Raw genomic sequence first — 23,273 nt, 5'->3', positions numbered from 1 at the left:
CATGAAACGCCGATTTGCTGCTGAAGGAAAGCCCCTGATTACCGGCTGGGACGTTGGGGGAGCCCATCTCAAGATGGCGCAATGCCAGAATGGCGAGATCGTCTCAGCAAAAATTTTCAAAACCCCACTCTGGCTCGGTGTCGATCAAGTGCGCGAGGTCCTGCACGAAATTGCGCCATTGGGGGCAGATGGTCATCTCAATGTGTTCACGATGACCGGAGAACTCTCGGATACATTCACCTCACGCGACGCAGGAATTGCAGGGCTGCTTGATTTTATCGCAGAGCAATTCGGAGACAAGAACACGCTCATCTATGCTGGCCGTGCAGGCTTCTGTAATATTGATATGGCACGCAATCTGGGTGGGGACATCGCGTCCGCCAATTGGCACGCCACAGCTTCATTGAGCGCGAAACTGGCGGGGACCGGCCTGTTTATCGACATGGGATCGACCACTACAGATATACTTGCCTTCAGGAACGGTGAATTGATCCATGACGGTTACTCCGATGCGGAGCGGCTGTCGACCGGCGAACTGGTTTATACGGGGTTTGCCCGCTCGGCGCTGATCGGTATCGCGGCTCTTGTCCCCGTGCGTGGGCACATGACACCGCTTATGAACGAATATTTCGCCAACACCGCCGATCTGGGTCGTATTCTCGGAACGTTGGATGAGGCCGATGACAAATATCCATCTGCCGACCGTCAACCGAAAACCCTTGCCGGGTCCATTCAAAGGATAGCAAGGATGGTGGGGCGTGATAGTGGCGACCTGCATGAGGCGGAATGGATCGATATTGCACGGTGGTTCAGCGAGCACCAAATACGCATGATCCATGATGGAGCTTTCCGGGTAGCACGCCATCTTTCGCCCGACCAGACCGCACCCATTGTTGGTGCAGGTATAGGCAGACCGCAAATCAAACAACTGGCCCGGCGTATGGACCGACCCTATCTAGATTTCGGCATGTTGATACCAGCAACACCAGATGCACGGGACGATGCAAGCAAAGCTGCGCCTGCAGCCGCGGTCGCACTGCTCACTTCAATGTCCTTGGCAGGATAATTCAGGCAGTGCCGGGATGACGCATTGCACTCTTGCCTTTTGAATCGGCGGCTTCCTGATGCTCCTTCACGCGCTGCATCAGCCATGACCACGCAAGCAGTTCATCCGGCCCTGCAGTCTTCTCGATCGCAATCGTGAGATAGCCAATTTCTGCATCGATCTTTTCTTGTGGCAGCATATGCAGACGGCTGACCAGAATGGCCAATTCGAGCACTGCGGCTTTGCCTCGATTGAGCCCGGTGAAAGGCGCGTGCATTGCCTCAGAAACAACTTTGCAGAAATGGCGCGGACGCAACCCGTCATCATCGACGGACACCACCTGAAGCACTGAATGACTGAGTGCTGATTGCAGGCGCGGCACGGGAAAGCCCTCAACTGCGACGGTGGGCCACTCTTTGCGCCCCGTCAGACAGCCGGCAAACACCAGCATATCATCCGTATAATTGGCAATTGCAAAGGGGACAGCGCCAAGATTATCGAGCGTCTTCGATGGACGGAACGGCGCGATAACCCACCCATCCTCCTGCTGGATGATACCAAGCGGCGCAACATGGACAATTCCGGCAACATCAACCGTCGTGACGATGGTTTCCCTGATATAGGTCAAGTCGTCGTATCCTTCTTCGATCGTAACGTATGGCCCGCTTCTTTTAATCTTTGACGATCCATTTTTTCTTCCGGAGTGGCAGCACCCCAGGTAAGTGTTTCGTCCTGTGTATACCGCTTGCCCAGCTTCCAGGCTATTTCGGCTTTGGTCAGCTCCGCGCCCAGATAAAAGGCGTGGGCACCATCAGATTCAACGTTGAGCTTCGGGAAAAGTTCAAATGCATCCTGTGCAATTGCATGACCTTTGGCATTGAAGATGTGGATGCCATCTGGCGCAGTCATAATGCGGAAATTGGCGTCGCGCACATCACTGGCAAGGACGGCGATATCCTCTACGCTGTTCGGATAGGGCTTACGGTCGTGGATCTGCAAAAGTCCAGCATCATAGCCGCGTGGCAGGGCATGATCCTGTTTGGCTGCAAACATGATGCGGCGCGCCCGATCATGCTCTTCAACAGTACGAATGGTGTGAGGACTGACATTAACGACAAGGACGTTGTCTATCGATAGTTCCGAACAAATCCCTGAGAGCAGTGCGGTGATACCGGACGAGTCCGCATCTGTTAGCTCGGTCAGATTACCGGTGCCCATCATCATCGGGATATCGGGCCATCGGCGGCGGGCTTCCAGAAATCGTCCGAGCGAAGCGGCAAAACCGAAATGGATTGGATCGAGTACCGGATCGGCAATGAAGGAGATATTCGCATTCTGTGCGGCCGCAATCGCGCGGCCAAGTGAATCGAGATCACCTGCAACTGAAGGAATGAGGATTGGAACGGCGTTATATTTCACCGCCAGGTCTATAGTCTCCTCGGTGAGGCTAAGCAGATAATCAGCACCGGCGGCGGCACCGGTTTCAAGCTCATTTTGGTTGGCTGAATCCACGCTGACGGAAAGGCCTTGGGCCTTAAGACGGCGGATAGCATCGGCAAGATGCGGAAACGGCGTGTCCGGCAAGCAGCCAAGATCAATGACATCCGCGCCCGCAGCAGCAAGTTTCGAAGCACGCTCGACCAATGCGTCCAAGGACAGGGCTGAAGCGTCAACTATTTCCGCGAAGATGCGCATATTGTGTCTGGAGAGATCAATCGGCTTGCCAACACGCCCGAGAAATACCGGCAGGTCAGCAACCTCGTCTGGGCCTCGCAGGAAGGGAATGTCGAAGCGTGTGCTCAAGCAGTCAAGATCGCCGCGATACCGGCCAGGTAATATGATGCGATCCGCTACAACCGGAGGCTTCAATCGCCGTGCGATAATCTCTTCACTCATCAGTGCAGCGACCTTCACACCTATATCAACGATTTCATAGGTGAAGGTCGTATCCTTGAGATCGGAAAGTATCCGTTCCAGCCGTGAGCGGGCCAGATGCCCGGTCAAGAACAGGAGATGTTCAGTCATATCGGGCAACTTCGTTCGAACGGCGCGCGATAGCCGCCTTCAATTCGGCCAATGACTCGACAACCTCGGTCCGTTCATAGGTTTTTAGACGCGCCGTATTGGCAAGATCGATTGGCCGGGGGTAAACTTTCACCATGCCACCCGGAGCCATTGTTTCAAGCTCAGGCGCGGTGTCACAGGCAAAAACAATGGATGGAACGAGGCATTTGCCAGCTTGAGCATATACATTTGTGGGAAGTGAATCTGAAATTCCGACAACGCATTTTGCTACCGTATTCGATGTTGCGGGGGCAATAACCGCCGTGTGATACACGCCGTTATAAAAGCCTCCCACAGGCACTGAACTTGCCGTCTTGTCGTGCAAAACCCGTGTCGTCTCAGGAAAATCGAGCTTCAATCCATACATGCGCAGCACTTCGTTGGCGGCTTTTGAAACAAACACATCACAATGTTCGAGCGTTCTTATCAACTCAAAACTTTCCACAAAAAAATGACCGGAGCCAGTCAATGCCCAAGCCCATCGCGGCGTATGCAGTCGTGTCATTGCCCACCCATCGCTTCGAAATGTCTCGCGCCTGTCATCACGCGTCCCGGAACGGCTGCCAAGGGTAAATCCAGCAGATTCAACATAGCTGGCCCCGCCATGTGAAGACTCGTGTCATTTGCCAGCATGTCCGGCAGCATTCTGTCGACAATACCCGCATCAACCAGCTCTGTGACCGACGAATAGAACTGGTACTCATCGGTCTGCTTTATCAGCAATACAGCCTGACTCTGCAATTGTTTGGCAAGCCACGCGCTTAAACTATCCGACGTAATATCCCATGACATGGGAATGTCCGGCGCGCCTATGGTCATCGATGAGGGCAACCAAACGGGGACAGAACCCGCGTCAAGCGCATTGCTGATTTCCGCAATCGACCGTACGATCTGTAAGCATTCGTGATGGTCGGCAATGGCAATGCCAAACTGATCCATGGCGAGGATTGCCATTGCATGTGCAGCTTCGTCTGAATAGCCAAGACGCCCCTGCGAAGCCCGGATCTGGTCCGCAAAGGGCCCACCTCCGGGCACGATGATCAGAGGGAACGTTGCGCTGGCCAGCACATTGATCCAGCGATGCATTTCTCCGTGACCCGCCGTACTTCCTCCAAGCTTTACGACAAGTGGTCTCATGAAGACTGTCGGCCTCCATGCACCTGCGTGAAGCGCAGCTTGGCAGAGTTCTTGACTTCGCGTGTTCGCTCGATCTCAACGCCTACGCCACCGGGGCCTATCTCCAGTTTCTCAGCGCGAACGAAAACGCGCACCACCCTCGGATTTTTCAGTACGAACGCGGCTACTTGTTCCGCCAGCGTCTCTGCAAGCTCGACATGACCCTCGGCAACGATGGCGCGGATGCCATCCATTATCAGATCGTAGGAAACCACATGCCGCATATCTTCGGGATTGCGTGTCACCCGCAAAACCTCAGCGACAACGTCGAAACGCACCTTTTGGGTTTTGCCATGTTCAAAACTATAAGCCCCTATGTAGACAGGGAGAACAAAATCGCGGACAAAAATCTTGTCTGTGCCCAGTCCCGCTTCTTCCGGTTCCGGAAAATAGCCCCGCGCGGCAAGCAATTTATAATCTACGCTCGCCGGCCCTCCCTCTTCCAGAACTTCGGGAATGAGACCGCGTATCTTTGCCGTTGCCTGTGCATCAATGGATGACCTTCGGTTAAGATCAACACAGAGCGCTCCACGAAAACCCATAAAATCCGGATCATAGGTCAGCAGTCGCGAAACATCCGGCGCTTCGAGCGATCCGGCAACGCCAACCATTAACCCATGGGACTGACCACTCCCGATAAATTTTCCAATTTGATCGGGAGACATATGATTGAGCAATCGGCCTTTGGATTTATCTGCAGTGTCGATCATAAGGCCGAAAAATCCGCAAACCGACAAGCGTTCGAACAGAGTTTCGCTGTAAGATTTCCAGTTGTCGGCAAAGATAACTGCAATCAATTTATTGTGTGAAGCAAGCGGCCTGAGTGCCTCTATACAAACATCCAACTGCTCTGATGGAAATAAGCCAATCTTGATGTAATCCAGACCAGCCGAAGCAAATTCCTCTACTCTTCGGCGGATGCTCTCCGGATGCATCGGAAGATCGCCGCAAGCTGCGCTTATGGGGCGCCTGCCCGCTATAAAGCCCTTGACTTCCAATATCTTAGACAGATCAACGGCACCTAGCGCTCCATTGTCAGGATCTTTCATGTCAATGATATCTGCGCCGTTTTGGAAGACGATTTCCGCTTCCTCACGGTTCCGGACACTTGCCAGCAATTTTGTCATTGGCTTGCCCCCGCATAAAAATCAGAAACCTTGCCTTGCATGCAAGAAAAGCTGAGCCGAAGGGTTGAGATTATGGAGCGTTTGTTTAAAAACACTATGGGCACCTCTGTTCTTAACCCACCGCCATTACTTGAATGGCGGCAGTATGAATGGTTTGGTCATGAAGAGTACGGTGCCAAATACTCTCACGTTTTTATTCGGCTTTTTTTTGCTGTTCGTCAACGTGTCTGAGCTATCGGCGCAGCAATCAACGACAAATCAAACAGCAAAGCCAATTGTCGATATCAGAATCGGCTATCTCCGTGCCTACGAACCCCAATTGGCACTTTCCGTCCTGGATATCCCTCCGCGCGATGAAGGCGTTGCCGGTGCAAATGTTGCGATCAACGACAACAACACAACAGGAAAATTTCTCGGTCAGCAATTCACGCTGGACATCACGGAAACAAAGTTCGACGCTGATTTGACGTCAGCTTTCAAGGAAATGGTTGCACGCGGCGACCGGTTCATCCTGACAGATGTTTCTGCCAAACAATTGCTGGCAATAGCGGATCTGGCAAAGGATGCTGGAGTGCTGCTTTTTAACGTTGGTTCGACCGACGATGTTTTACGTGAAGAGGAATGCCGGTCGAATATCTTTCACACGGCGCCCACACGCAGCATGCTGGCCGACGGCCTGGCGCAGTACCTCGTTTGGAAACAATGGCGCAAATGGGTGTTGCTTTATGGTTCCCATGATAACGACAAGCTCTACGCTGACGCCATCAGACGTGCCGCAACACGTTTTGGAGCTACAATCGTAGAAGAGCGTCTCTATGAAGACAACGGTACAGCACGAAGGACTGACAGTGGTGTGGTTCTCGTCCAGCAGCAGATGCCGGTCTTTACCCAGAACCTGCCTGAACATGATGTCGTCATTGTTGCCGATGAAAACGAAGTGTTCGGCAGCTACGTTCCCTACAGAACATGGACTCCCCGCCCGGTAGCGGGAACGGCTGGTCTGGTGGCCTCCAGCTGGCACCCGGCGAGCGAACAGTGGGGCGGCGTACAAATCCAGAACCGTTTTGCCAAAACCACTGGCCGGCGGATGCTATCCAAGGACATGCAGGCATGGACGGCCGTGCGTATCCTCGGGGAAGCAGTAACCCGGGCGAAGAGTGCCGAGACGAAACAGGTCGAGGACTATATCAAATCGGATGAGTTTTCGATCGCCGCCTTCAAGGGTCAGAAGCTCAGTTTCCGCAATTGGAACTGGCAGTTGCGGCAGCCGATCCTGATCGGTGATGGGCACAGCGTCGTTTCAACATCACCGCAAACGGGCTTTCTGCATCAATTCTCGGAACTCGATACTTTGGGCGTCGACAGACCGGAGACCAAGTGCAAGCTCAAATAAAATATGGATAAATGGGAGGAATAAGATGCGACACCACATGTGCCTGCTTGCTGCGACCGTAGCGCTGCCGTTTCTTGCGCAACCCAGCTCGGCGAATATGGTCTATGTTTCCAACGAAAAAGGCAATTCGGTAACTGTTGTAGACTCGAAGACCATGGAAGTGGTGAAGACCATCGATGTCGGGCAAAGACCCCGCGGCATCACGATCTCCCCTGATGGAAAAATAGTTTACGTTTGCGCCAGTGACGACGATACCGTGCAGATGATCGACACCAGCACGGGCGAAATCATAGGCTCATTGCCCTCTGGCCCCGATCCCGAGCTTTTCACATTATCTCCGGATGGAAAGACCCTCTACATCGCCAACGAGGACGATAATCTGGTTACCGTGATCGATGTGGAATCAAAAGGCGTCATTGCCGAAATCCCGGTTGGTGTGGAGCCGGAGGGCATGGGAGTGAGCCCTGACGGCAAAACGATCGTCAATACCTCCGAGACGACAAATATGGCCCATTTCATCGATACGTCCACACACGAGATCACCGATAATGTGCTCGTTGATTCACGCCCACGTTATGCGCAGTTCAAACCGGATGGCTCGGAAGTATGGGTGTCCGCAGAGATAGGCGGCACCGTCTCGGTCATCGACAACAAGACCCGTACGGTCACGCACAAGATCACGTTCGAAATTCAGGGCCTGCGTTCCGAGCAAATCCAGCCTGTCGGCATACGCATCAGCGCTGACGGCAAGAAAGCCTATATTGCACTTGGGCCCGCCAACCGCGTTGCCGTCGTCAACACAGAAACCTACAAAGTTGAAAAATATGTTCTGGTGGGACAACGGGTCTGGCAACTTGCCTTCATGCCCGATGGCAAAAGTATCATCAGCACCAATGGTCTTTCCAACGACATCACATTCATCGACACGGAAACGGACGAACCGATCAAATCGGTGACTGTTGGCCAGTTGCCATGGGGCGTAGCGGTCTCGCCGAACTAACCAGAACAATCGACAAAGGGAGGAACTACATGTCGACTTTTAGAACATTTGCACTTGCCGGATTTTTGAGTCTGGCGTTCGTCCCGTCCTTTGCTTTCGCACAGGCGGATGACGACGATGATAAAGCAGCCCCTGAAGCAAAAGGTTCAGCCGCGACCAAGACGCCCGCAGTCACCCGCGCCAGCAAGAACGTACCGGAACTGATCCTTGGCTCCAAAGACGATGAATTCACCGTAAACCAGAAAGATTTCGAGCTGGTCGCGGGGCAGGGATATCGCTGGAAGATTACATCAGCGGCGGGTCTGGAATACAAGTTCGCTACTGACCTCTTTCGTAATGTCTGGATGAACCAGATCGTCATCAACGATCTTGAAGTGCATATGAATGGTGCCCCGGCATGGCTGGAATTTGATTCTCCCGGCACAATCAATGTCCAGTTCACTGCGGTACGCCCCGGCAAGTATACCTGGTCTGTACCTGATCTGGCCGACAAGGGTATGAAGGGAACGATTACGATCAAATAGGTGTCGGCGTCTGCTAAACTGACAATGGAATTGGGTAGCAAGGGGTGGAGCTTGATGGGTCCAAATGCCGGATTGAAGACTGTCCATGACAGATCATTGCCCGACGCGAATGTACCGGCGCTGGAGCTTACTTCGGTAAGCTATTCCTATGGCAGGCGGCAGGCGCTGGACAACATTTCATTCTCAATAGCACCCGGCCGTTTTGCAGTGCTTTTGGGTTTGAACGGCGCAGGCAAGACAACGCTGTTTTCCTTGATCAGCCATCTGTTCGCGACCCGCAATGGTCATATCCATGTATTCGGCAATGACATTGACCGGAAATCCGGAGAGGCTTTGCGGCGCCTTGGCATTGTCTTTCAGGCCCGGACTCTTGATCTCGATCTGTCGGTACATCAAAATTTGGCCTACCACGCGTCGCTGCACGGAATCGGATCACGCGAAGCCAACACGCGTATCCACGATTTGATGCAATCAATCGACATGAGCGACCGCCTGCACGAAAAAGCCCGGAGTCTCTCAGGCGGTCAAATCAGACGCGTTGAAATCGTTCGCGCCCTGTTGCATCAACCTTCGTTGCTGTTGTTGGATGAGGCTACAGTCGGCCTTGATATCAAGTCGCGGGCTACCATCCTTGGCGATATCCGTAAATTGGTGGAGCAGAAAGGGATTAGTGTCCTGTGGGCAACGCATCTGATTGACGAAGTCAATCACGCCGATCAGGTCATTGTCATCAATCAAGGCAAACTCGTCGCCAACGGCACCACCCACGATGTCGTCAAAGATGCAGGTGCTGATACTATCAATGAAGCATTCTCACGGCTCACGGGCATAGTTTCCCTCAACGTCGGAGGTCATCTATGACGGATATTTCGGGCAACATCTCGATCCGCACCGGATATAGCCGCTTTGGCTTAATGCAGTATCTCATTTGCCTCAAAGGTATTCTTATTCGGGAAGGACTTCGTTACCTCCACCAGCGTGAGCGCTTCATCTCATCCCTTGTACGGCCACTGCTCTGGCTCTTCATCTTCGCAGCGGGTTTTCGTCAGGTTCTTGGCGTATCGATCATTCCGCCTTATCAGACCTATGTGCTTTATGAGGTTTACATCACGCCGGGACTGTGCGGAATGATCCTGTTGTTCAGCGGCATGCAATCCTCTCTCTCGATGGTTTACGATCGGGAAATGGGCAATATGCGCACGCTGCTGGTGAGCCCATTTCCACGCTGGTTCCTGCTCATATCCAAGCTGCTCGCCGGTGTCGCCGTCTCGATTGTCCAGGTCTACGCATTCTTGTTCATCGCGTGGTTCTGGGGAGTGAAAGCGCCGCCAGCCGGTTATCTCTTGACGCTGCCCGCACTCTTTCTTGCAGGTATGATGCTGGGGACTCTCGGCATGTTGCTTTCCTCAATGATCAAACAATTGGAAAACTTTGCAGGAATCATGAATTTCGTGATCTTCCCGATGTATTTTGCCTCCTCCGCGCTTTACCCGCTCTGGCGCGTACAGGAAGCAAGCCCCCTGCTCTACAAGATATGTCTGCTCAATCCCTTTACCTACGCTGTCGAACTGGTGCGGTTCGCCTTTTACGGGAAGATTGAGTGGATGTCCTTCATCGTCGTCTGCGGGTTCACTCTGGTTTTCATTACCGGTGCCATTATCGCGTATGATCCCTCGAGAGGCCTCGTCATCAAGAAGCAAGAAGGAGGAAACAATTGAGAGGGTCCCGGGTTATCGCCACCAGTATTCTCCTCTATGCCGCTTCGCTCGCAGCGTCATTCGGCGCAGCACAAAATGACCCAACCTGGCCATGCGTTCAGCGCAAAGTGCCGGAATTGTCGGTTGGCCAGGTATGGAGCGGTCCGGATATTCCTGAAACCGCAAAAAGCTGGGATGACGATACAGCAATCCATGCTCTGGTCGATGAATTGGCAGCGCGGCGCAATCCATTGGATGTCGCGCAAAAGAAAATCGTGGAGTTTGCCGGTGACCTGCCGAAGGACGAGTTGAATGACAAGATGCTGCTGCTGTTCCAAGGCTTGTTTGATACACTGAACCGCGAACGCGAACAGGTGATTTCAGGGATTTCGCGTTACGCCGGCAAGCAACGTCAAATGGCTGATGATCTGCGCAAGGAAGCTTCCAGGGTCGACGCAATGCGCGCCAAAGCGGATACCGATCCGGATGATCTCGACCGGGCCAACGAACGACTGACCTGGGAAACCCGCGTCTTTGAAGAACGGGTACAATCACTGACTTATGTTTGTGAAGTACCGACAATCATCGAACAGCGGCTTTATGGCCTGTCAAAGACCATCGAGCAATCGATGCCTAAGAAATAGCGTTCAAACGGAGGTCTCTACCTCCTTACCAATACGACGATAGATGAATGCATCCGATGTAGCCGTCTCTATTGCTTCACCAATCAGCGCGGCCATCCGTTCATGCAAAGGCGACTTGATACAGGCTGGATCAGTCGCGGCTGCGTCACCCGCAATTGCCATCGCCTGACATCGGCAGCCACCCCAATCGATCTCCTGCCGGTCGCAACTGCGGCATGGCTCCCGCATCCAGTCTGTACCGCGAAACGCATTGAATGCGGAAGATTCGTGCCATATGCGACTGAGATTCCAATCCCCGAAACGTTCAAAATGCAGCGATTTGATCGTCGCAGCGGCATGGCAGGGCAAAACCGTTCCATCGGGTGCAACCATGAAGGCATCCCTCGCCCATCCCCCCATGCAGGGTTTGGGATAGATGGCAAAATAATCAGGTGTGACGAAATCAATCGTCATGATGCCCCGAAGCCGTTCCTGCGCCTCCCCGACAATCTGCACTTGACGCTCCACCGCGTCGCGTTCCGGCATCAAAGCCTTACGATTGAGGAGCGCCCAACCGGCATATTGTACATTGGCGATCTCAAGCCGCTCTGCACCAAGGGAAAGCGCCAATTCTATAAAATCGGGAACCTCCTCCATATTATGCCGGTGGATCGGTGCATTGATTGTCAGCGGCAAGCCCGCAGCGCGAACCCGTCTGGCCGTTTCCAGCTTCTTTTCGTGTGCCCCGCGCGCATGACCGATTTTCTCTGTGGTCGCGGCAACAGCGCCCTGAAAACTCAACTGGATATGATCAAGCCCCGCATCGGCGAGTGCCTCGATACGTCCTTCGGCAATCCCTACCCCGGCAGTAATGAGATTTGTATAGACACCACGCCCGGCGAGACTGGCAACAAGCTCGCTCAAATCCGTCCGTAAAGTTGGTTCACCGCCAGACAGATGCACCTGAAGTACGCCAAGGTCTGCCGCCTGTTCGAATAGCGCGATCCAGGCTGCGGTATCCATTTCCCGATTTGCCTTCAGGAGTTCAACAGGGTTCGAGCAATAGGCACATTGTAGCGGGCAGCGGTGCGTCAATTCTGCCAGCATGCCAATCGGAGGAAGCACAGGGTCTGTCATAGCGTCACCAGGAACTTGTCGGACCATTCTTGCAGGAAGGCGCTAACGTCGGGTGCAATTTCTTCCTGATCCGCCGCATATTGATCGGCGAGAGATGTTATCAGCTGCGCAACCGTAAGGCGGCCGTCACAGAGCCGTAAAATGTCGAGGCTGACTTCATTTGGCCAGAATACTTTTTCCGGCGACAACAATGCCCAAGCCTCGCGCACTCCATCATATTGCAATCGCACATGTGGCCTTAGCATGGGCCGCGATTGCATCGACACGATGGCACGGGAGCGGGTTGTTTCAATCATGCGGGCTCCGGCACGAAGGCACCGGGCGGTATATTGCCCTTTTCTCCGTAAGCATGAGCCAGCGCATCAAGCATGGCCCAGAGCACGTCACATTTGAAGACGAGCGAGTTGATCACCGCCTGCTGCTTTTCAGCATTATTGGCGTGTTTCATCACATAGGCGAGGGCGAAATCGGAATCGCGAGAGGCGAGTGCCGGTCGTTTGTCGAAATAGGCAAGTATATCCTTGGTCACGTACTCATATTTCGCCAGCATCGCCGGAACACGTTCGCTGATAATGACCGGAGAGAACAGCTCGGTCAGCGATGATGCAACCGCTTCGAGCAATGTGCGGTTTGTGCAATAGGTGAGGTAAGCGCCGACGGCAAAGCGAGTGGCTGGCAGTACGAGCTTTTCGCTTTTCACCATATCTGCATCAAGCCCCAGACCGGTGGCCAGCTTGAGCCAGCGCGCGATACCGCCATTCCAGCCATCGTCACCGTCATGGTCTTCTATACGCTTGCGCCATTCGGCGCGAAACTCCGGGTCCTCCGAGCGCATGATGATGGCAGCATCCTTGCGCGGGATGACCGACTGGTAGGAATAGCGGTTAAGCGCCCAGGCCTGCATTTGCCCCTTGGTCAGGGCTCCGCTTGTCATCTGGTGATGCAGGGGATGACGATTGTGATAGCGTGCAGCACCCACAGCGCGCAGGACCTCTTCAAGCTGTGCCGGGGACAATCCATTGCGTGCCGCTTCGTCAAATTCACTCAAAATCTGACCTCCATACCATCGAATGCTATTTTCCAACCCGCAGCGACGACGACTGCGTGTTCCGCCGACGCGGCGTCTAGAATGGGATTGGTGTTGTTGATGTGAACATAAATCCTGTTGCTGATGTCAAGATCCATCAAAGCCGCCAATGAACCATCCTCTCCTGAAATGGACATGTGCCCCATCCGGGCACCAGTCTTTGTGCCGATGCCTGCGGTGATCATCTCATCGTCGGTATAAAGGGTACCGTCAAAGAGCAGGCAGTCCGCCTGTTCCAGCTTTGACTTGAGCGCTGTATCAATGCGCGCGCAGCCAGGAATATAGAATGCAGACCGTACATTGCCTTTTGAGAAAAGGCGGAGCCCTATTGTATCGCCATCCTGCGTACCAAAGCCTTCTGCCGCTTTGGTCTGATCTTCAAGGAACAGTGCCACCTTGCCGGGCACCGTAAAAGTATCGACGGCGATGCCTGTGGATTTTCCCATTACATCGAGAATATCCGTTTGCGCACCAATCTTCAGTTCGCGGCGATCAACGATTGACCGGTCAAGAACGTTGAAGATGGAATTAGCTTCAAGCACCTCAAGAACACGCCCTGTTGCATAGAGTGCGAATGGTTCACGTTCGCGCAAACTAAGCAGCCCGGCAATGTGGTCAACATCAGCATTGGTCAGAACCACCGCTCGTATCGGTGTTGCGCGAAAAGGTCCGTTTTCCGGCGGCTGAAGTTCAGGTGTCGCCGCGATCTGCTGGCGTATATCGGGTGAGGCATTAAACAGCACCCAGTCTACGTTGTTCACACTGGCAGCAAGACTGGACTGAGTTCGGGGACGAAAATTTGTTCCACCATTCCACGCACCGCGGCTTAATCGATAATTGCAATTCCATTGAGGGAACCCGCCTCCGGCCGCGGAGCCGATTATTTTCAATCGCATGGCAGGCAAATCCCCAAAGAGCCGGAAAACACTTTCCAGAATAATGCATGAAATCAGGAACTCGCCCTGCGCGATTCATCACGCAGGGCGAAGATTGGAGATTACTTCTTGGTCTTCAGTTCAGCGGGCATGTAACGTGTAAGTTCCATACCAGCTGCAACCTGACACATGGTCGGTTTTGTCCAAGTTTTCTTCATGCTCGTCTCCTTTTATTCGAAGACCACCAAGGTGATCCTCCGCCGCCATCGTACGCCATCATGGCGCAAGATTGAAATTAATGGGGTTCATTTTTTTGTGTAACCTGCCCTGCTGCAATCCAGCCATCAGTGCCAAGCGGATACCAAAACACGGACTGGTATCCCCATTCGACTGCCCTTTTGGCGGCATTCCACGACATCCAGCAGTGCTCCATACAGTAAAAAAGCACCCTTCTTTTCTTGTCCTGACCGAGACGCGACTCCAGCCCCTTGCGGAAATAGTTTTCGGTCTCCTTGTTCAAAATTCCGTAGCCGACATTCGCCAGCCAGATGCTCCCTGGAATATCTTCCCGAACCTTGTCTTTCCACACGGTCCCAGCTGGAAGGTTCGCCGGTTTAGGATCATGCGGCAGAACATCGACAAAAACGGTCGATTTGTCTTTCCATAGAGCAATTACCTCATCCGTCGTTACGACCGTCGCTCCCTTTAACGTCACAGGAACCGGTGCGCGGTAGACCTCAGTCCTATACTGTTCTGGCTCTGGTGCATTCTGTTCTGCACCAGCCCGACCGGCAGCTACATTGATCAAAATGATCGCCACGGCGAAACAGTTCCATATCGCTTTGCCCAACGGGCTATTGCGTGATCGGCTTGTCATTTTCGTCCATCAACGGAACATGGTATTCAAGTAATATCCGATTGATCTCAGGTTGGTTCTCCTTGATCACCTTGTTTAATGTGCGCTTCCATTCCTGATCGGACGGGCGCACACCCATCGTGATCCGGTACGCCATATGCCCGGACTTTTCTTTTGCCAGCGAGACCACCGCCAGATCGGGATTGATCTCGTTCGCATAATAGCCCGCCATCGGTCCCCAAAGGATCGCCACATCTATCGTCCCTTTCATGAGATCCTTGATCATGACATCCGCCATGGATGGCGCGAGCCTTGTATCCACCATCAGGGGATAGGGAAGCACATTGCGCATATAACCAACCTTGGCGAGATTGGCCGCTGGGGGTGTTCCGGCAACAACACCGATCTTCTTGCCTGCCAGCTTTGTGTCTTCAATCGACATCACATCGTCCAGCCCAGCACCCTTCTTGAAGAGCATGACATAGGTCGAGCGATAGTAAGCGTTGGTATTCTGTACAAGCTCATCACCCTGTGCATAGCCCATGATGATATCGCAATGGTTGGATCGCAGTGTATTGCGAACAAAGCCGGTCGCCATGGGGTACCATGTATAGGCCACCGACTTACGTCCGGTTTTGGCAGCGACCAGTTCCGCCAATTTGTTTTCAAATCCTTTGCCGCTTTGATCGGAAAACGGCATATTTGAAGGATCGGCACACACACGCAGTACGTCCAGGTCAACAAGTTCACCAGCGGCTCCTAACCCTGCCCCCTGTGCCAGAGCACCCGAGGGTATGGCGATGCCCGTTGCTATCAGCAACGCGACAAACCAATGCCGGAGAGGCCTTGTATGCTGCGTCATCTCATCCACCCATACATGAATCTTCCGCCTGCTTGGCGGCGGCGGGCTTATCTTCATGCTTTGCAGGCCGTCCTCGCGGAAGGTCGCCCACAGCACGCGAGCGTAGATAGACGTAAAGATCATCCATGTAGCAGTAGACGTTCTTGTTATCGCCAAAAGCTGGCATCACTTTGTCATTGCCATTGCTCAGGTTTTTACGGCCACCAGCAACTATTCCCATAAAATCGGCATAGGACATGGTCTTGAGTGAATTGGCGAGAACCGGCGCAAAAGATGACCCTGCACCATCCGCTCCATGGCAGACATTACATTCCGAATTGAAGCGGCGATAACCGCTGTAGGTATACCAATCGACAGTTCCATCCGGTTGTATCTTGAATGTGGGATTTCCGTCTTTGTCGGCATATTTACCATTGTCTTCAGAAGCAACCGCAGCAGCTGCCTTGTCGTCGGCGTAGCTGCTACCTTGTCCCATCAGGAGAGCAAGAGCAGCTGTAACGGTCAGAAGTGTTGTTCGAATCTGCATCCGGTAACCTCGCATTCACTCCATCAGAGCAACACCTCGCAGTGTCGGCTCAACGGCTATGATTGATCATTAATTGTCGGTCAGGTGACACGAGGGGCCCGGCCTCGTTAAAACCGGGCACCCTGTTTTGGTGTCAATTCGCCCCTATTATTCGGGGACCGCAAAGACGGTCAGCTGACCGCCCAAAGCCGTATAGTCGGAGAGACCAGCATAACCGCCGACCGCGCCCAGACCATCCGTGCCTTTTGTCAGGCCGGCCGCAAGACCGATACCAGCCCAGCCACCAACACCGGACAGAACGGCAACATATTGTTTGCCCTTGTGTTCATAGGTAGTGACATTGCCGATAATGCCGGAAGGAGTCTTGAATTTGTAGAGTTCCTTGCCAGTCTTATCGACTGCCTTCAGATAGCCTTCAAGTGTACCGTAGAAGACCACATCGCCATCGGTGGCAAGCGCGCCTGACCATACCGAAAACTGCTCGGGCTTGGACCAAACGATTTCACCCTTTGCCGCATCCCAGGCAATGAAGTTACCCATGCCGCCATGGCTGTTTGGAGCAGGATACATGGAAAGCGTTGCGCCGATATAAGGCTGACCGGCGGTATAGCTGACCTTGTAAGGCTCGTAATCCATGCAGACGTGGTTGGTCGGTACATAGAAGAGTTTCGTCTTCGGGGAATAAGCTGCAGGCTGCTGATCCTTGGTACCGAGAGCAGCAGGGCAAATACCCGTTGTGTTGACGTCTTCACCCTGTTTTGCCGTTGAGTACTTATCAACAACGACAGGACGGCCATAGTCCTTGCTGTTCTTGTCCATAACGACTTCAGTCGCCCAATTAACGGCCGGATCGTACTTCTTGGCAACTAGAAGTTCACCGGTCGCCCGGTCCAGCGTATAGGCAAAGCCATTGCGGTCGAAATGCACGAGAACATTACGATCCTTGCCGTCGATCTTGATACCGTCTGCCAGGATCATCTCGTTGACACCGTCATAATCCCACTCATCATGTGGGGTCATCTGGTAGAGCCATTTTGCCATGCCCGTATCGGCATCGCGAGCCATAATGGTCATGGACCATTTGTTGTCACCCGGACGCTGGCTTGGATTCCATGTGGATGGATTACCCGTGCCATAATAGATGAGGTTCAATTTGGGATCATAAGAGTACCAACCCCACGTTGTTCCACCACCGATCTTCCACTGATCGCCTTCCCAGGTTTTTGTGCTGGAATCTGCGCCCACTGGTTTGCCGAGCTGTGTTGTCTTTTCCGGATCAATCAACGTGTCCTTGTCAGAACCAATTGACCACGCACGCCAGGCTTGCTTGCCATCCTTGATATTATAGGCAGTCAAAGCACCGCGAACACCAAATTCACCACCGGAAATGCCGACGATGACCTTATCTTTTACCACCATTGGAGCCGATGTACCGGATTCACCTTTGCTGCCGTCGGCTGCTTCGCCGTTTTTCACGGACCATTCAGGTTTTCCGGTCTTTGCATCGAGAGCCACAAGTGTTGTGTCTGCCTGATAAAGGAAGATCTTGCCATCACCATAGGCTACGCCGCGATTAACGGTATCGCAGCACATGATGGGAATAACATTTGGATCCTGTTTGGGCTCATACTTCCATAGGATCTTGCCGTCATTGTTCAGGTCAAGCGCATAGACTGTATTGGGATAGGGCGCATGGACATACATGACATCCCCAATGATGAGCGGACCACCTTCGTGGCCGCGCAGCACGCCTGTCGAAAACGTCCAGGCGACCTGAAGGTTCTTGACGTTATCCTTGTTGATTTTATTAAGTTTTGAATATCGGGTATTGGCATAATCGCCGGTCTGGATTGCCCAGTCCTTGGAATTGGAAATCAAAGCTTGCAAATCGTCATTGGCTAATGCTCCTCCCGCCAATGAAAGCGATAGAGAAAAACTAGCCAATAATCGTAATAAATTCTTGTGTACACGCATTTTGAGTCCTCCCTAAGTTCACATTTATGAACCATCGGACGGAGCCGTTAATTCTAGCGGTCCGCGCCATTAGCTCACGCAAATGGGGAAGTATTTCCGGCAGCGTGTCACGACCTAAGCCAGGCGCGCAGAGGGCACCGTTACTGCCCACCCCGCTTGGCCTACGAAGACTGTCACCACTCCCTTGACGGTAACGTCCTTGAAGCCGGAAACAAGATGACGATAGGAGAAAGAATTGCATTAGGCAAGCATGTTTATAAATTTATATTTTCCGCACTGCAATATAAGCATTTTGCGTCGCAACACATTTCATATTTTTGGATTTTATTCTGAATGCTACATGAACAACATAATTTGATACTTTAATACTGGACAATTCTTACTAATCAATATTATTATTTGCTATCTATTTGAAAAATTTACGTTTCACCAGCGTGAAGGCGAAATGACAATGTCAGCATCAAAAATCCTGCAATCAGGCCTGTTAGCAATCGCAGCAATTGCATATTCTTTGCCGGCAAAGTCAGCGACGGATTATCCCACTTCGACCCTTGCCGAATACGTTTATGGCTGCATGAAGGCCAATGGAGAAAACCGGGATTCGCTCCAACGATGCTCATGCTCAATCGATGTTATCGCCTCCGTCATTTCCTATGATCATTATGTTGCCGCCGAGACCTACAAATCGATGGGACTGGTTCCCGGCGAGAATGGTGCGCTCTTTCGCGAAAGTGCCCCAGCCAAGGCCTCCATCACAGAACTGAAAAGGGCTCAGGCGGAAGCCGATATTCGCTGCTTCTAAATCCTTGGCTTGGACTCCTGCAAACCCGATGATTCGAGCGGCCATTCATCCCGAAATTTCTTGCCTTCGGTATCGGCCGCTTCAACCTTGATATCCTCCCCCGGCTTCGCATCAAACTCGAAACGAAAATTCGGATCTTCCGAAATCGAAATCCCTCCTTCCATAGACATGATCAACCGGTTGCCCTGCGACACGGTCAGCCCCTGAATGAAGTGCGCAGGTATGTAGTATCGCGTCACCTGATCCATCTGCAGTCCTGAGTTGTTGGGATGACGGATCATCAGCTGCATTTCGGTTGCACGGGTCATCGATGCCAGACCCATTGTCTTGGCGGGAAACACACGCAGTTTCATCTTGCCGAGATTGGCAAGCGCCTCATCAGTGTTTTTCATGGCAGGAGCGGAACATCCGCCAGACGCCTTCACATAAGTTTCGGCCATGTGAAGCTTGCCATCCTCCGTTTCCGCGATGGCTCGCACATAGGAATAAGCATTGACCCGCAGCCGTGTAGCGAGATGGGTCACGCCAGCATCAGGACCGAATTTGAATACAGCAGCAACTGGTGATGGATTTTCGTCGACGATCAAGGTCACGGCTTTTATACGGCCGGAAGCGGCGTCAGTTTTAAAATGCAAATCGACTGGTACTATTGCCGCATCTTCGGCGCGCTTGGGTGCGTCGATTGTCACAATACCATTTGCGGCCTCAATAGACTTCTGTTCGAAGACGTCGCCCTTCAAGCTGTTCCAGGTGGTGCTTTCGGGAGGGCCAGCATTTTGCGCCCAAACAGGAAAAGGCAATGCCGAACCAAAAAACGCAAAGAGAACAACGGCAACCAAGGGGTTACGCAGCTCAATTGTTGCAAACATCGTGTTCTGCCTCCACCAAGGATAACTTTGGCGGTGCCCGGCTGATACAGACTATACCATCTTCCCGAACGATCTGGCAAATACCAACATTACCGGATCATTCCCATTCAAGTTCAGCGAATGCAGCAGTAGCATTGCGCTGATTGTACTCATCAAACAGTTTCCAGTTTGGACGTTCACTTTCTCCGGCCGATTTGACCGCATCTGACATCGGCACACCATCAGCAATGGCTTTGCGTATATCGCGTACAAGCACATCAAAATATCGGCTTTCCGCTTCCAGCGCCTGCGGCCATGGCGACGATACAGGCCCATGCCCCGGCACCGCAACTTCTGCCTTGATCCCACTCAGGGTCGCCAGTTGCGCAATCCATCCAAGCAGAGATCCATCCATTGTGGGCAGATGGCCAATAAAACACAGATCGCCCGTAAAGAACGTCTTGGTTTGATGATCAAACACCGAAAGATCATTATCCGTATGCGCAGGTTTCCAAGCCTTCAAACTGAGCTTGCGATTACCAAGATCAACCTCTTCCTCGTCAGTTATGAGCTTGGCGGGAGGAACTATTCTGATATCTGCCATGAGAGCACTGCCCATGGCATCGCGATAACTCTGCAAGTAATAGCTACCGCGACTTTCCAAAGCCCGCGGCAGATTATGATGACCGACGATGATGGCCCCCGTACCTTCAAATGCAGCATTACCGAACAGATGATCGGGATGCATATGAGTGTTGATTAAATACCGGATAGGCCTGTCCGTTTGGGTTCGAATAGCAGCAATTAATGCCTTACCCTCGACCACACTACCGCCGCTATCGATGACAGCCACAGCCTCATCACCAATGATAAAACCAACATTGCAAATCTCACCATCATTCTGATCAGTCATCATCGCAGGCGTACCGGCAAAGGCGAATACACCCTCTGCGATCTGCTTGACCGGCAATGGACCACCATGTCCTGATTGTGCCATCGCCAATCGGGCATGGGACACGCCGCAACAGGCAAAGAGCACTCCTGTTTTAAGGACGTCGCGCCGGGTCGCATAGCTCATGATCCGAAACCCTCACCAGCGAATTTCTCATTGAACGAACGTAGCAGATCTGCTCTGACCTGCGCATTGCGGCTGTGCCGTGGCACTCTTATATCGAAGGTTCCAATGACGTGCGCCGGTCTATCGGAAAACACAATAATCCGGTCCGACAGCATGAGTGCCTCCTGTAGGTTGTGAGTCACCATGAGTGCTGTTGTCGGCTGTTCTGACCAGACAGCCAAAAGCAGATTGCGAAGCTGCTGGGCTGTCGCCTCGTCCAACGAAACAAAGGGCTCGTCGAGGAGCAATATATCCGGCTCAATTGCCAGTGCCCGTGCAATGGCCACCCGCCGCGCAAGACCCAGAGACAGTTCGCCCGGATAAAACATCTGCATCTTGGACAGTCCCAAAACTCTGAACAGATTATCGAGACGAGTGTTCTTCAAGTGCTTTGGCAGAGCCAGCCTCACATTTTGCTCTACTGAACGCCAAGGCAGTAATGTCGGCTCTTGAAACACCGCGCCAATGCGAGGCTCTGCCAATCCGGGCAGTTGAACCACCCCCTTATAATCACCTTCAAGCCCAAGCAAGATGCGTAACGTCGTGGTCTTACCGCATCCGGAGGGTCCAAGAATGCAGGCAAACTCATTCTGTTCCACCTCGAAATGCAGATCGCGCAGCACATCAATCACTTCACCGTTTGATGTGCGAAATGACTTTCCCTGAATATCGACCTTAAGCCGTGCGGCGACGCCAACGTGTTGATGTGTGTTCAAGGGGTTGTACCACCACAAGTTCAATGAAAAGCATCACCGCAACAAATGCCAGCGTATAGGCCAGAATCGCCGCGACATCGAAGAGTTGGAAAAACAGATTGATCTGGAAGCCGATACCATTCGACCGGCCCAATAATTCAACAACCAGCACGATCTTCCAGATGAGGGAGACACCGGAACGCGAGGCCGCAGCGATATAGGGTTGCAATTGGGGTAGCAGGATATGCCGTATGCGATCCAGTGACCGGAAGCGGTAGACCTGCGCCATCTCGGCATAACGCGGGTCAAGCGCCCGTGTTCCCTCGCGCATTGTCACAACCACATTGGGGATCTTGTTCAAAGCAACAGCGCCAATTGCTGCCGCCTCGTTCAGGCCAAACCAGATATAGGCAAGGACGATCACGACGAGCGCCGGAATATTCAGAAAAAGGATAAGCCAAGGATTGAAGAACCGGTCGGCGCGCCGGTAGCTGCCCAGAAAAACACCAATCACCGATCCGATTATCATAGCAAGGAAGAACGAGGCCGCGACACGCCACAGAGTGATCGCCAAATGATACGGCAGATCGCCACTCGAGGTTTCGCTAAGGAACCTTTGCAGAACCAGTAATGGCGCGGGAAAAGAGCGGCTTGGCCATAGCGTGGCGCCAATATGCCAGACGACTATAAGAGCGGCAAAAGACAACAACACCATGATAGGTGATGTCCATTGCCAAGACCGTTGCGGATGAACCGTCTTTGATCCCTCGCCCTGTCCGGTGGAAATCACTGTCATCTATTGGGCCCTCCAGAACGTACCTTCGGCCAGCATAATGGCTGAGCCAACAAGCCGAGGGCCGCCGAGTTCAGCAAGAACCGCATAGAGTTTTTCCGCATCGGCTTGCTCGTCATCGACAGGACGAGCGGGAATGCCTTCACGATAGCGATCGCGCAAAATCTCGAGTTCGTGCCCTTCTGCCTTTATCACTGGCGCAAGCCTCTGCCATTCCACATCCGAATTGCCAAGAAGCGCCTTCGCATCACGACTGGCGCTTATGAATCCAGCAATGGCTTTGGGGTGGGTGTTTGCCCAGTTTCCATGAAATATATAACCGAGAGCCGACACGGCACCGGTGGCCCCGAGGGACTTCGCGGCATCACTGGTACTGATCAGCCTGTGAAAGCCGTTTGCCTCCAATCTCGCACAGAAATTCCAGAAAGTTAAAATGGCATCGAGCTCATTCTGCTGCGCCTTTTCTGTCAGCAATGGCGGGGCACCGTAGACAATCGTGTTCTGACCGGCCAAATCCAGAGACTGACGTTTGGCAAGTCCCTGAATGAGAAGCCAGCTCTTGTCGAGAGGTCCACCGGCAACGCCGATTTTCTTATCCTTGAGATCAGCCAGACTTTTGATCGGGGACCCGTCCCGCACCATGAGAGAGCCTACCGAACTGGAATAGGGTGCGAAAGCCAAATCCTCGCCCGAGGCGCGCTGACGCGAAACCCAAAGCCAATCCGATACGATGATATCCACATCTCCCGCCATCATCGCGACATTGGTCGCGTCTTCGCTGGCGAAGAAATGAACATCGACATTCACGCCATATTTCTCATCAAGCTTGTGGTGTTTGATCGTGTCCAGCTCCCAGTTCACTGTACCGAATTTCAGCACACCGACACGCACGGTTTCCGCAGCATGGCTTTCAACGGCAAAGACGCTGCCAACAATGAACATGACCAGCAAGCACACGAGGAAAGAAGGGTGCCATTTAGCCATCAGCATCTCCGATCACAGCGTCATCTCATTGGTCGGATATGCACACTTCCAACGGGAAACGCGATATT

27 protein-coding genes are annotated in these 23,273 nt (G+C 52.8%); 8 read left to right on the top strand and 19 right to left on the bottom strand.

Going from position 1 to position 23,273, the window contains the following annotated elements; translation table 11 throughout:
- The first annotated feature begins 1 nt into the window (after nt 1).
- Nucleotides 2-1,066 carry a hydantoinase/oxoprolinase family protein gene (locus FHW17_RS20110; RefSeq protein ID WP_112522374.1) on the top strand — a complete coding sequence of 355 codons (1,065 nt, stop codon included), beginning with the start codon at nt 2-4 and terminating at the stop codon, nt 1,064-1,066.
- A gap of 1 nt (nt 1,067) precedes the next feature.
- Here the strand turns inward: FHW17_RS20110 and FHW17_RS20105 are convergent, their stop codons facing one another.
- Genes FHW17_RS20105 through FHW17_RS20085 form a run of 5 tightly spaced genes read right to left on the bottom strand, consistent with a single transcriptional unit; the run spans nt 1,068 to nt 5,412 of the window.
- The gene (locus FHW17_RS20105; RefSeq protein WP_112522195.1) at nt 1,068-1,673 is read right to left on the bottom strand and encodes a DUF447 domain-containing protein; all 606 of its coding nucleotides are present in this window, start codon (nt 1,671-1,673) and stop codon (nt 1,068-1,070) included.
- On the bottom strand, nt 1,670-3,070 hold the full coding sequence (locus tag FHW17_RS20100; protein ID WP_182510671.1) for a DUF6513 domain-containing protein: 1,401 nt from the start codon (nt 3,068-3,070) through the stop codon (nt 1,670-1,672). The genes FHW17_RS20105 and FHW17_RS20100 overlap by 4 nt, the downstream gene beginning before the upstream one ends.
- On the bottom strand, nt 3,063-3,614 hold the full coding sequence (locus FHW17_RS20095) for a flavoprotein (RefSeq protein ID WP_112522193.1): 552 nt from the start codon (nt 3,612-3,614) through the stop codon (nt 3,063-3,065). The genes FHW17_RS20100 and FHW17_RS20095 overlap by 8 nt, the downstream gene beginning before the upstream one ends.
- Entirely contained in the window at nt 3,611-4,246 is a 636-nt protein-coding gene (locus FHW17_RS20090) for a dihydroneopterin aldolase (protein ID WP_162700392.1), read from the bottom strand. The genes FHW17_RS20095 and FHW17_RS20090 overlap by 4 nt, the downstream gene beginning before the upstream one ends.
- Nucleotides 4,243-5,412, bottom strand: coding sequence for a (5-formylfuran-3-yl)methyl phosphate synthase (locus tag FHW17_RS20085; protein ID WP_182510670.1), 1,170 nt, complete (start codon nt 5,410-5,412; stop codon nt 4,243-4,245). The genes FHW17_RS20090 and FHW17_RS20085 overlap by 4 nt, the downstream gene beginning before the upstream one ends.
- Nucleotides 5,413-5,476: 64 nt before the next feature.
- Between FHW17_RS20085 and FHW17_RS20080 the strand changes: the two genes are divergently transcribed.
- From FHW17_RS20080 to FHW17_RS20055, 6 genes are read left to right on the top strand one after another with little or no spacing between them, the layout of a single operon-like run.
- Entirely contained in the window at nt 5,477-6,805 is a 1,329-nt protein-coding gene (locus FHW17_RS20080; RefSeq protein WP_246706946.1) for an ABC transporter substrate-binding protein, read from the top strand.
- 25 nt (nt 6,806-6,830) lie between these two features.
- On the top strand, nt 6,831-7,805 hold the full coding sequence (locus FHW17_RS20075; protein ID WP_210275975.1) for a YVTN family beta-propeller repeat protein: 975 nt from the start codon (nt 6,831-6,833) through the stop codon (nt 7,803-7,805).
- A 29-nt stretch (nt 7,806-7,834) separates the two neighbouring features.
- On the top strand, nt 7,835-8,329 hold the full coding sequence (locus FHW17_RS20070) for a hypothetical protein (protein WP_246706945.1): 495 nt from the start codon (nt 7,835-7,837) through the stop codon (nt 8,327-8,329).
- A gap of 54 nt (nt 8,330-8,383) precedes the next feature.
- Nucleotides 8,384-9,190, top strand: a complete 807-nt coding sequence (locus FHW17_RS20065) for an ATP-binding cassette domain-containing protein (protein WP_112522189.1) — start codon at nt 8,384-8,386, stop codon at nt 9,188-9,190.
- Nucleotides 9,187-10,047, top strand: a complete 861-nt coding sequence (locus FHW17_RS20060) for an ABC transporter permease (RefSeq protein ID WP_246706944.1) — start codon at nt 9,187-9,189, stop codon at nt 10,045-10,047. Before FHW17_RS20065 ends, FHW17_RS20060 begins: the two co-directional genes overlap by 4 nt.
- Nucleotides 10,044-10,670 carry a hypothetical protein gene (locus FHW17_RS20055; protein WP_182510669.1) on the top strand — a complete coding sequence of 209 codons (627 nt, stop codon included), beginning with the start codon at nt 10,044-10,046 and terminating at the stop codon, nt 10,668-10,670. The genes FHW17_RS20060 and FHW17_RS20055 overlap by 4 nt, the downstream gene beginning before the upstream one ends.
- Nucleotides 10,671-10,673: 3 nt before the next feature.
- On the opposite strand, the gene pqqE is transcribed toward FHW17_RS20055, so the two are convergent.
- The 9 genes from pqqE to xoxF5 all read right to left on the bottom strand — a co-directional run bounded on the left by pqqE (nt 10,674) and on the right by xoxF5 (nt 17,966).
- Complete coding sequence (pqqE, locus tag FHW17_RS20050; protein WP_182510668.1) at nt 10,674-11,786, bottom strand: pyrroloquinoline quinone biosynthesis protein PqqE; 1,113 nt, start codon at nt 11,784-11,786, stop codon at nt 10,674-10,676.
- Nucleotides 11,783-12,082 (bottom strand): pyrroloquinoline quinone biosynthesis peptide chaperone PqqD, encoded by a 300-nt coding sequence (gene pqqD / locus FHW17_RS20045; protein WP_182510667.1) that lies wholly within the window; start codon nt 12,080-12,082, stop codon nt 11,783-11,785. The genes pqqE and pqqD overlap by 4 nt, the downstream gene beginning before the upstream one ends.
- A complete protein-coding gene (gene pqqC, locus FHW17_RS20040; protein ID WP_182510666.1) occupies nt 12,079-12,834 on the bottom strand; it encodes a pyrroloquinoline-quinone synthase PqqC in 756 nt (251 codons plus the stop codon). The genes pqqD and pqqC overlap by 4 nt, the downstream gene beginning before the upstream one ends.
- Nucleotides 12,831-13,769 carry a pyrroloquinoline quinone biosynthesis protein PqqB gene (pqqB, locus tag FHW17_RS20035; protein ID WP_182510665.1) on the bottom strand — a complete coding sequence of 313 codons (939 nt, stop codon included), beginning with the start codon at nt 13,767-13,769 and terminating at the stop codon, nt 12,831-12,833. Before pqqB ends, pqqC begins: the two co-directional genes overlap by 4 nt.
- Nucleotides 13,770-13,870: 101 nt before the next feature.
- On the bottom strand, nt 13,871-13,966 hold the full coding sequence (locus FHW17_RS20030; RefSeq protein WP_105734839.1) for a pyrroloquinoline quinone precursor peptide PqqA: 96 nt from the start codon (nt 13,964-13,966) through the stop codon (nt 13,871-13,873).
- A 77-nt stretch (nt 13,967-14,043) separates the two neighbouring features.
- Nucleotides 14,044-14,568 (bottom strand): PQQ-dependent catabolism-associated CXXCW motif protein, encoded by a 525-nt coding sequence (locus tag FHW17_RS20025; RefSeq protein ID WP_348643765.1) that lies wholly within the window; start codon nt 14,566-14,568, stop codon nt 14,044-14,046.
- Nucleotides 14,569-14,602: 34 nt separating this feature from the next.
- Complete coding sequence (locus tag FHW17_RS20020; protein WP_182510663.1) at nt 14,603-15,466, bottom strand: substrate-binding domain-containing protein; 864 nt, start codon at nt 15,464-15,466, stop codon at nt 14,603-14,605.
- Between the two features lies 1 nt (nt 15,467).
- Nucleotides 15,468-15,941, bottom strand: coding sequence for a c-type cytochrome, methanol metabolism-related (locus FHW17_RS20015; protein ID WP_227988904.1), 474 nt, complete (start codon nt 15,939-15,941; stop codon nt 15,468-15,470).
- A gap of 198 nt (nt 15,942-16,139) precedes the next feature.
- On the bottom strand, nt 16,140-17,966 hold the full coding sequence (gene xoxF5, locus FHW17_RS20010; protein ID WP_112522179.1) for a lanthanide-dependent methanol dehydrogenase XoxF5: 1,827 nt from the start codon (nt 17,964-17,966) through the stop codon (nt 16,140-16,142).
- Between the two features lie 451 nt (nt 17,967-18,417).
- On the opposite strand from xoxF5, the gene FHW17_RS20005 reads away from it, so the two are divergent.
- Nucleotides 18,418-18,768 (top strand): hypothetical protein, encoded by a 351-nt coding sequence (locus FHW17_RS20005; protein WP_348643764.1) that lies wholly within the window; start codon nt 18,418-18,420, stop codon nt 18,766-18,768.
- Here FHW17_RS20005 and FHW17_RS20000 read toward each other — a convergent pair.
- The 5 genes from FHW17_RS20000 to FHW17_RS19980 form a co-directional block, all read right to left on the bottom strand.
- A complete protein-coding gene (locus tag FHW17_RS20000; protein ID WP_112522177.1) occupies nt 18,765-19,637 on the bottom strand; it encodes a quinoprotein dehydrogenase-associated SoxYZ-like carrier in 873 nt (290 codons plus the stop codon). The genes FHW17_RS20005 and FHW17_RS20000 overlap by 4 nt on opposite strands.
- A 97-nt stretch (nt 19,638-19,734) precedes the next feature.
- Complete coding sequence (locus tag FHW17_RS19995; protein WP_182510662.1) at nt 19,735-20,694, bottom strand: quinoprotein relay system zinc metallohydrolase 2; 960 nt, start codon at nt 20,692-20,694, stop codon at nt 19,735-19,737.
- A complete protein-coding gene (locus FHW17_RS19990; RefSeq protein ID WP_182510661.1) occupies nt 20,691-21,449 on the bottom strand; it encodes an ABC transporter ATP-binding protein in 759 nt (252 codons plus the stop codon). The genes FHW17_RS19995 and FHW17_RS19990 overlap by 4 nt, the downstream gene beginning before the upstream one ends.
- On the bottom strand, nt 21,409-22,143 hold the full coding sequence (locus tag FHW17_RS19985; protein ID WP_182510751.1) for an ABC transporter permease: 735 nt from the start codon (nt 22,141-22,143) through the stop codon (nt 21,409-21,411). The genes FHW17_RS19990 and FHW17_RS19985 overlap by 41 nt, the downstream gene beginning before the upstream one ends.
- Before the next feature lie 81 nt (nt 22,144-22,224).
- On the bottom strand, nt 22,225-23,205 hold the full coding sequence (locus FHW17_RS19980) for an ABC transporter substrate-binding protein (protein ID WP_227988785.1): 981 nt from the start codon (nt 23,203-23,205) through the stop codon (nt 22,225-22,227).
- Between the last annotated feature and the right edge of the window lie 68 nt (nt 23,206-23,273).

The organism is Phyllobacterium sp. P30BS-XVII, assembly GCF_014138335.1.
In the GTDB taxonomy this organism is placed as follows: domain Bacteria; phylum Pseudomonadota; class Alphaproteobacteria; order Rhizobiales; family Rhizobiaceae; genus Phyllobacterium; species Phyllobacterium meliloti.
Note: the sequence above shows the minus strand (reverse complement) of the source record. Positions and strands in the feature narration are given on the sequence as shown.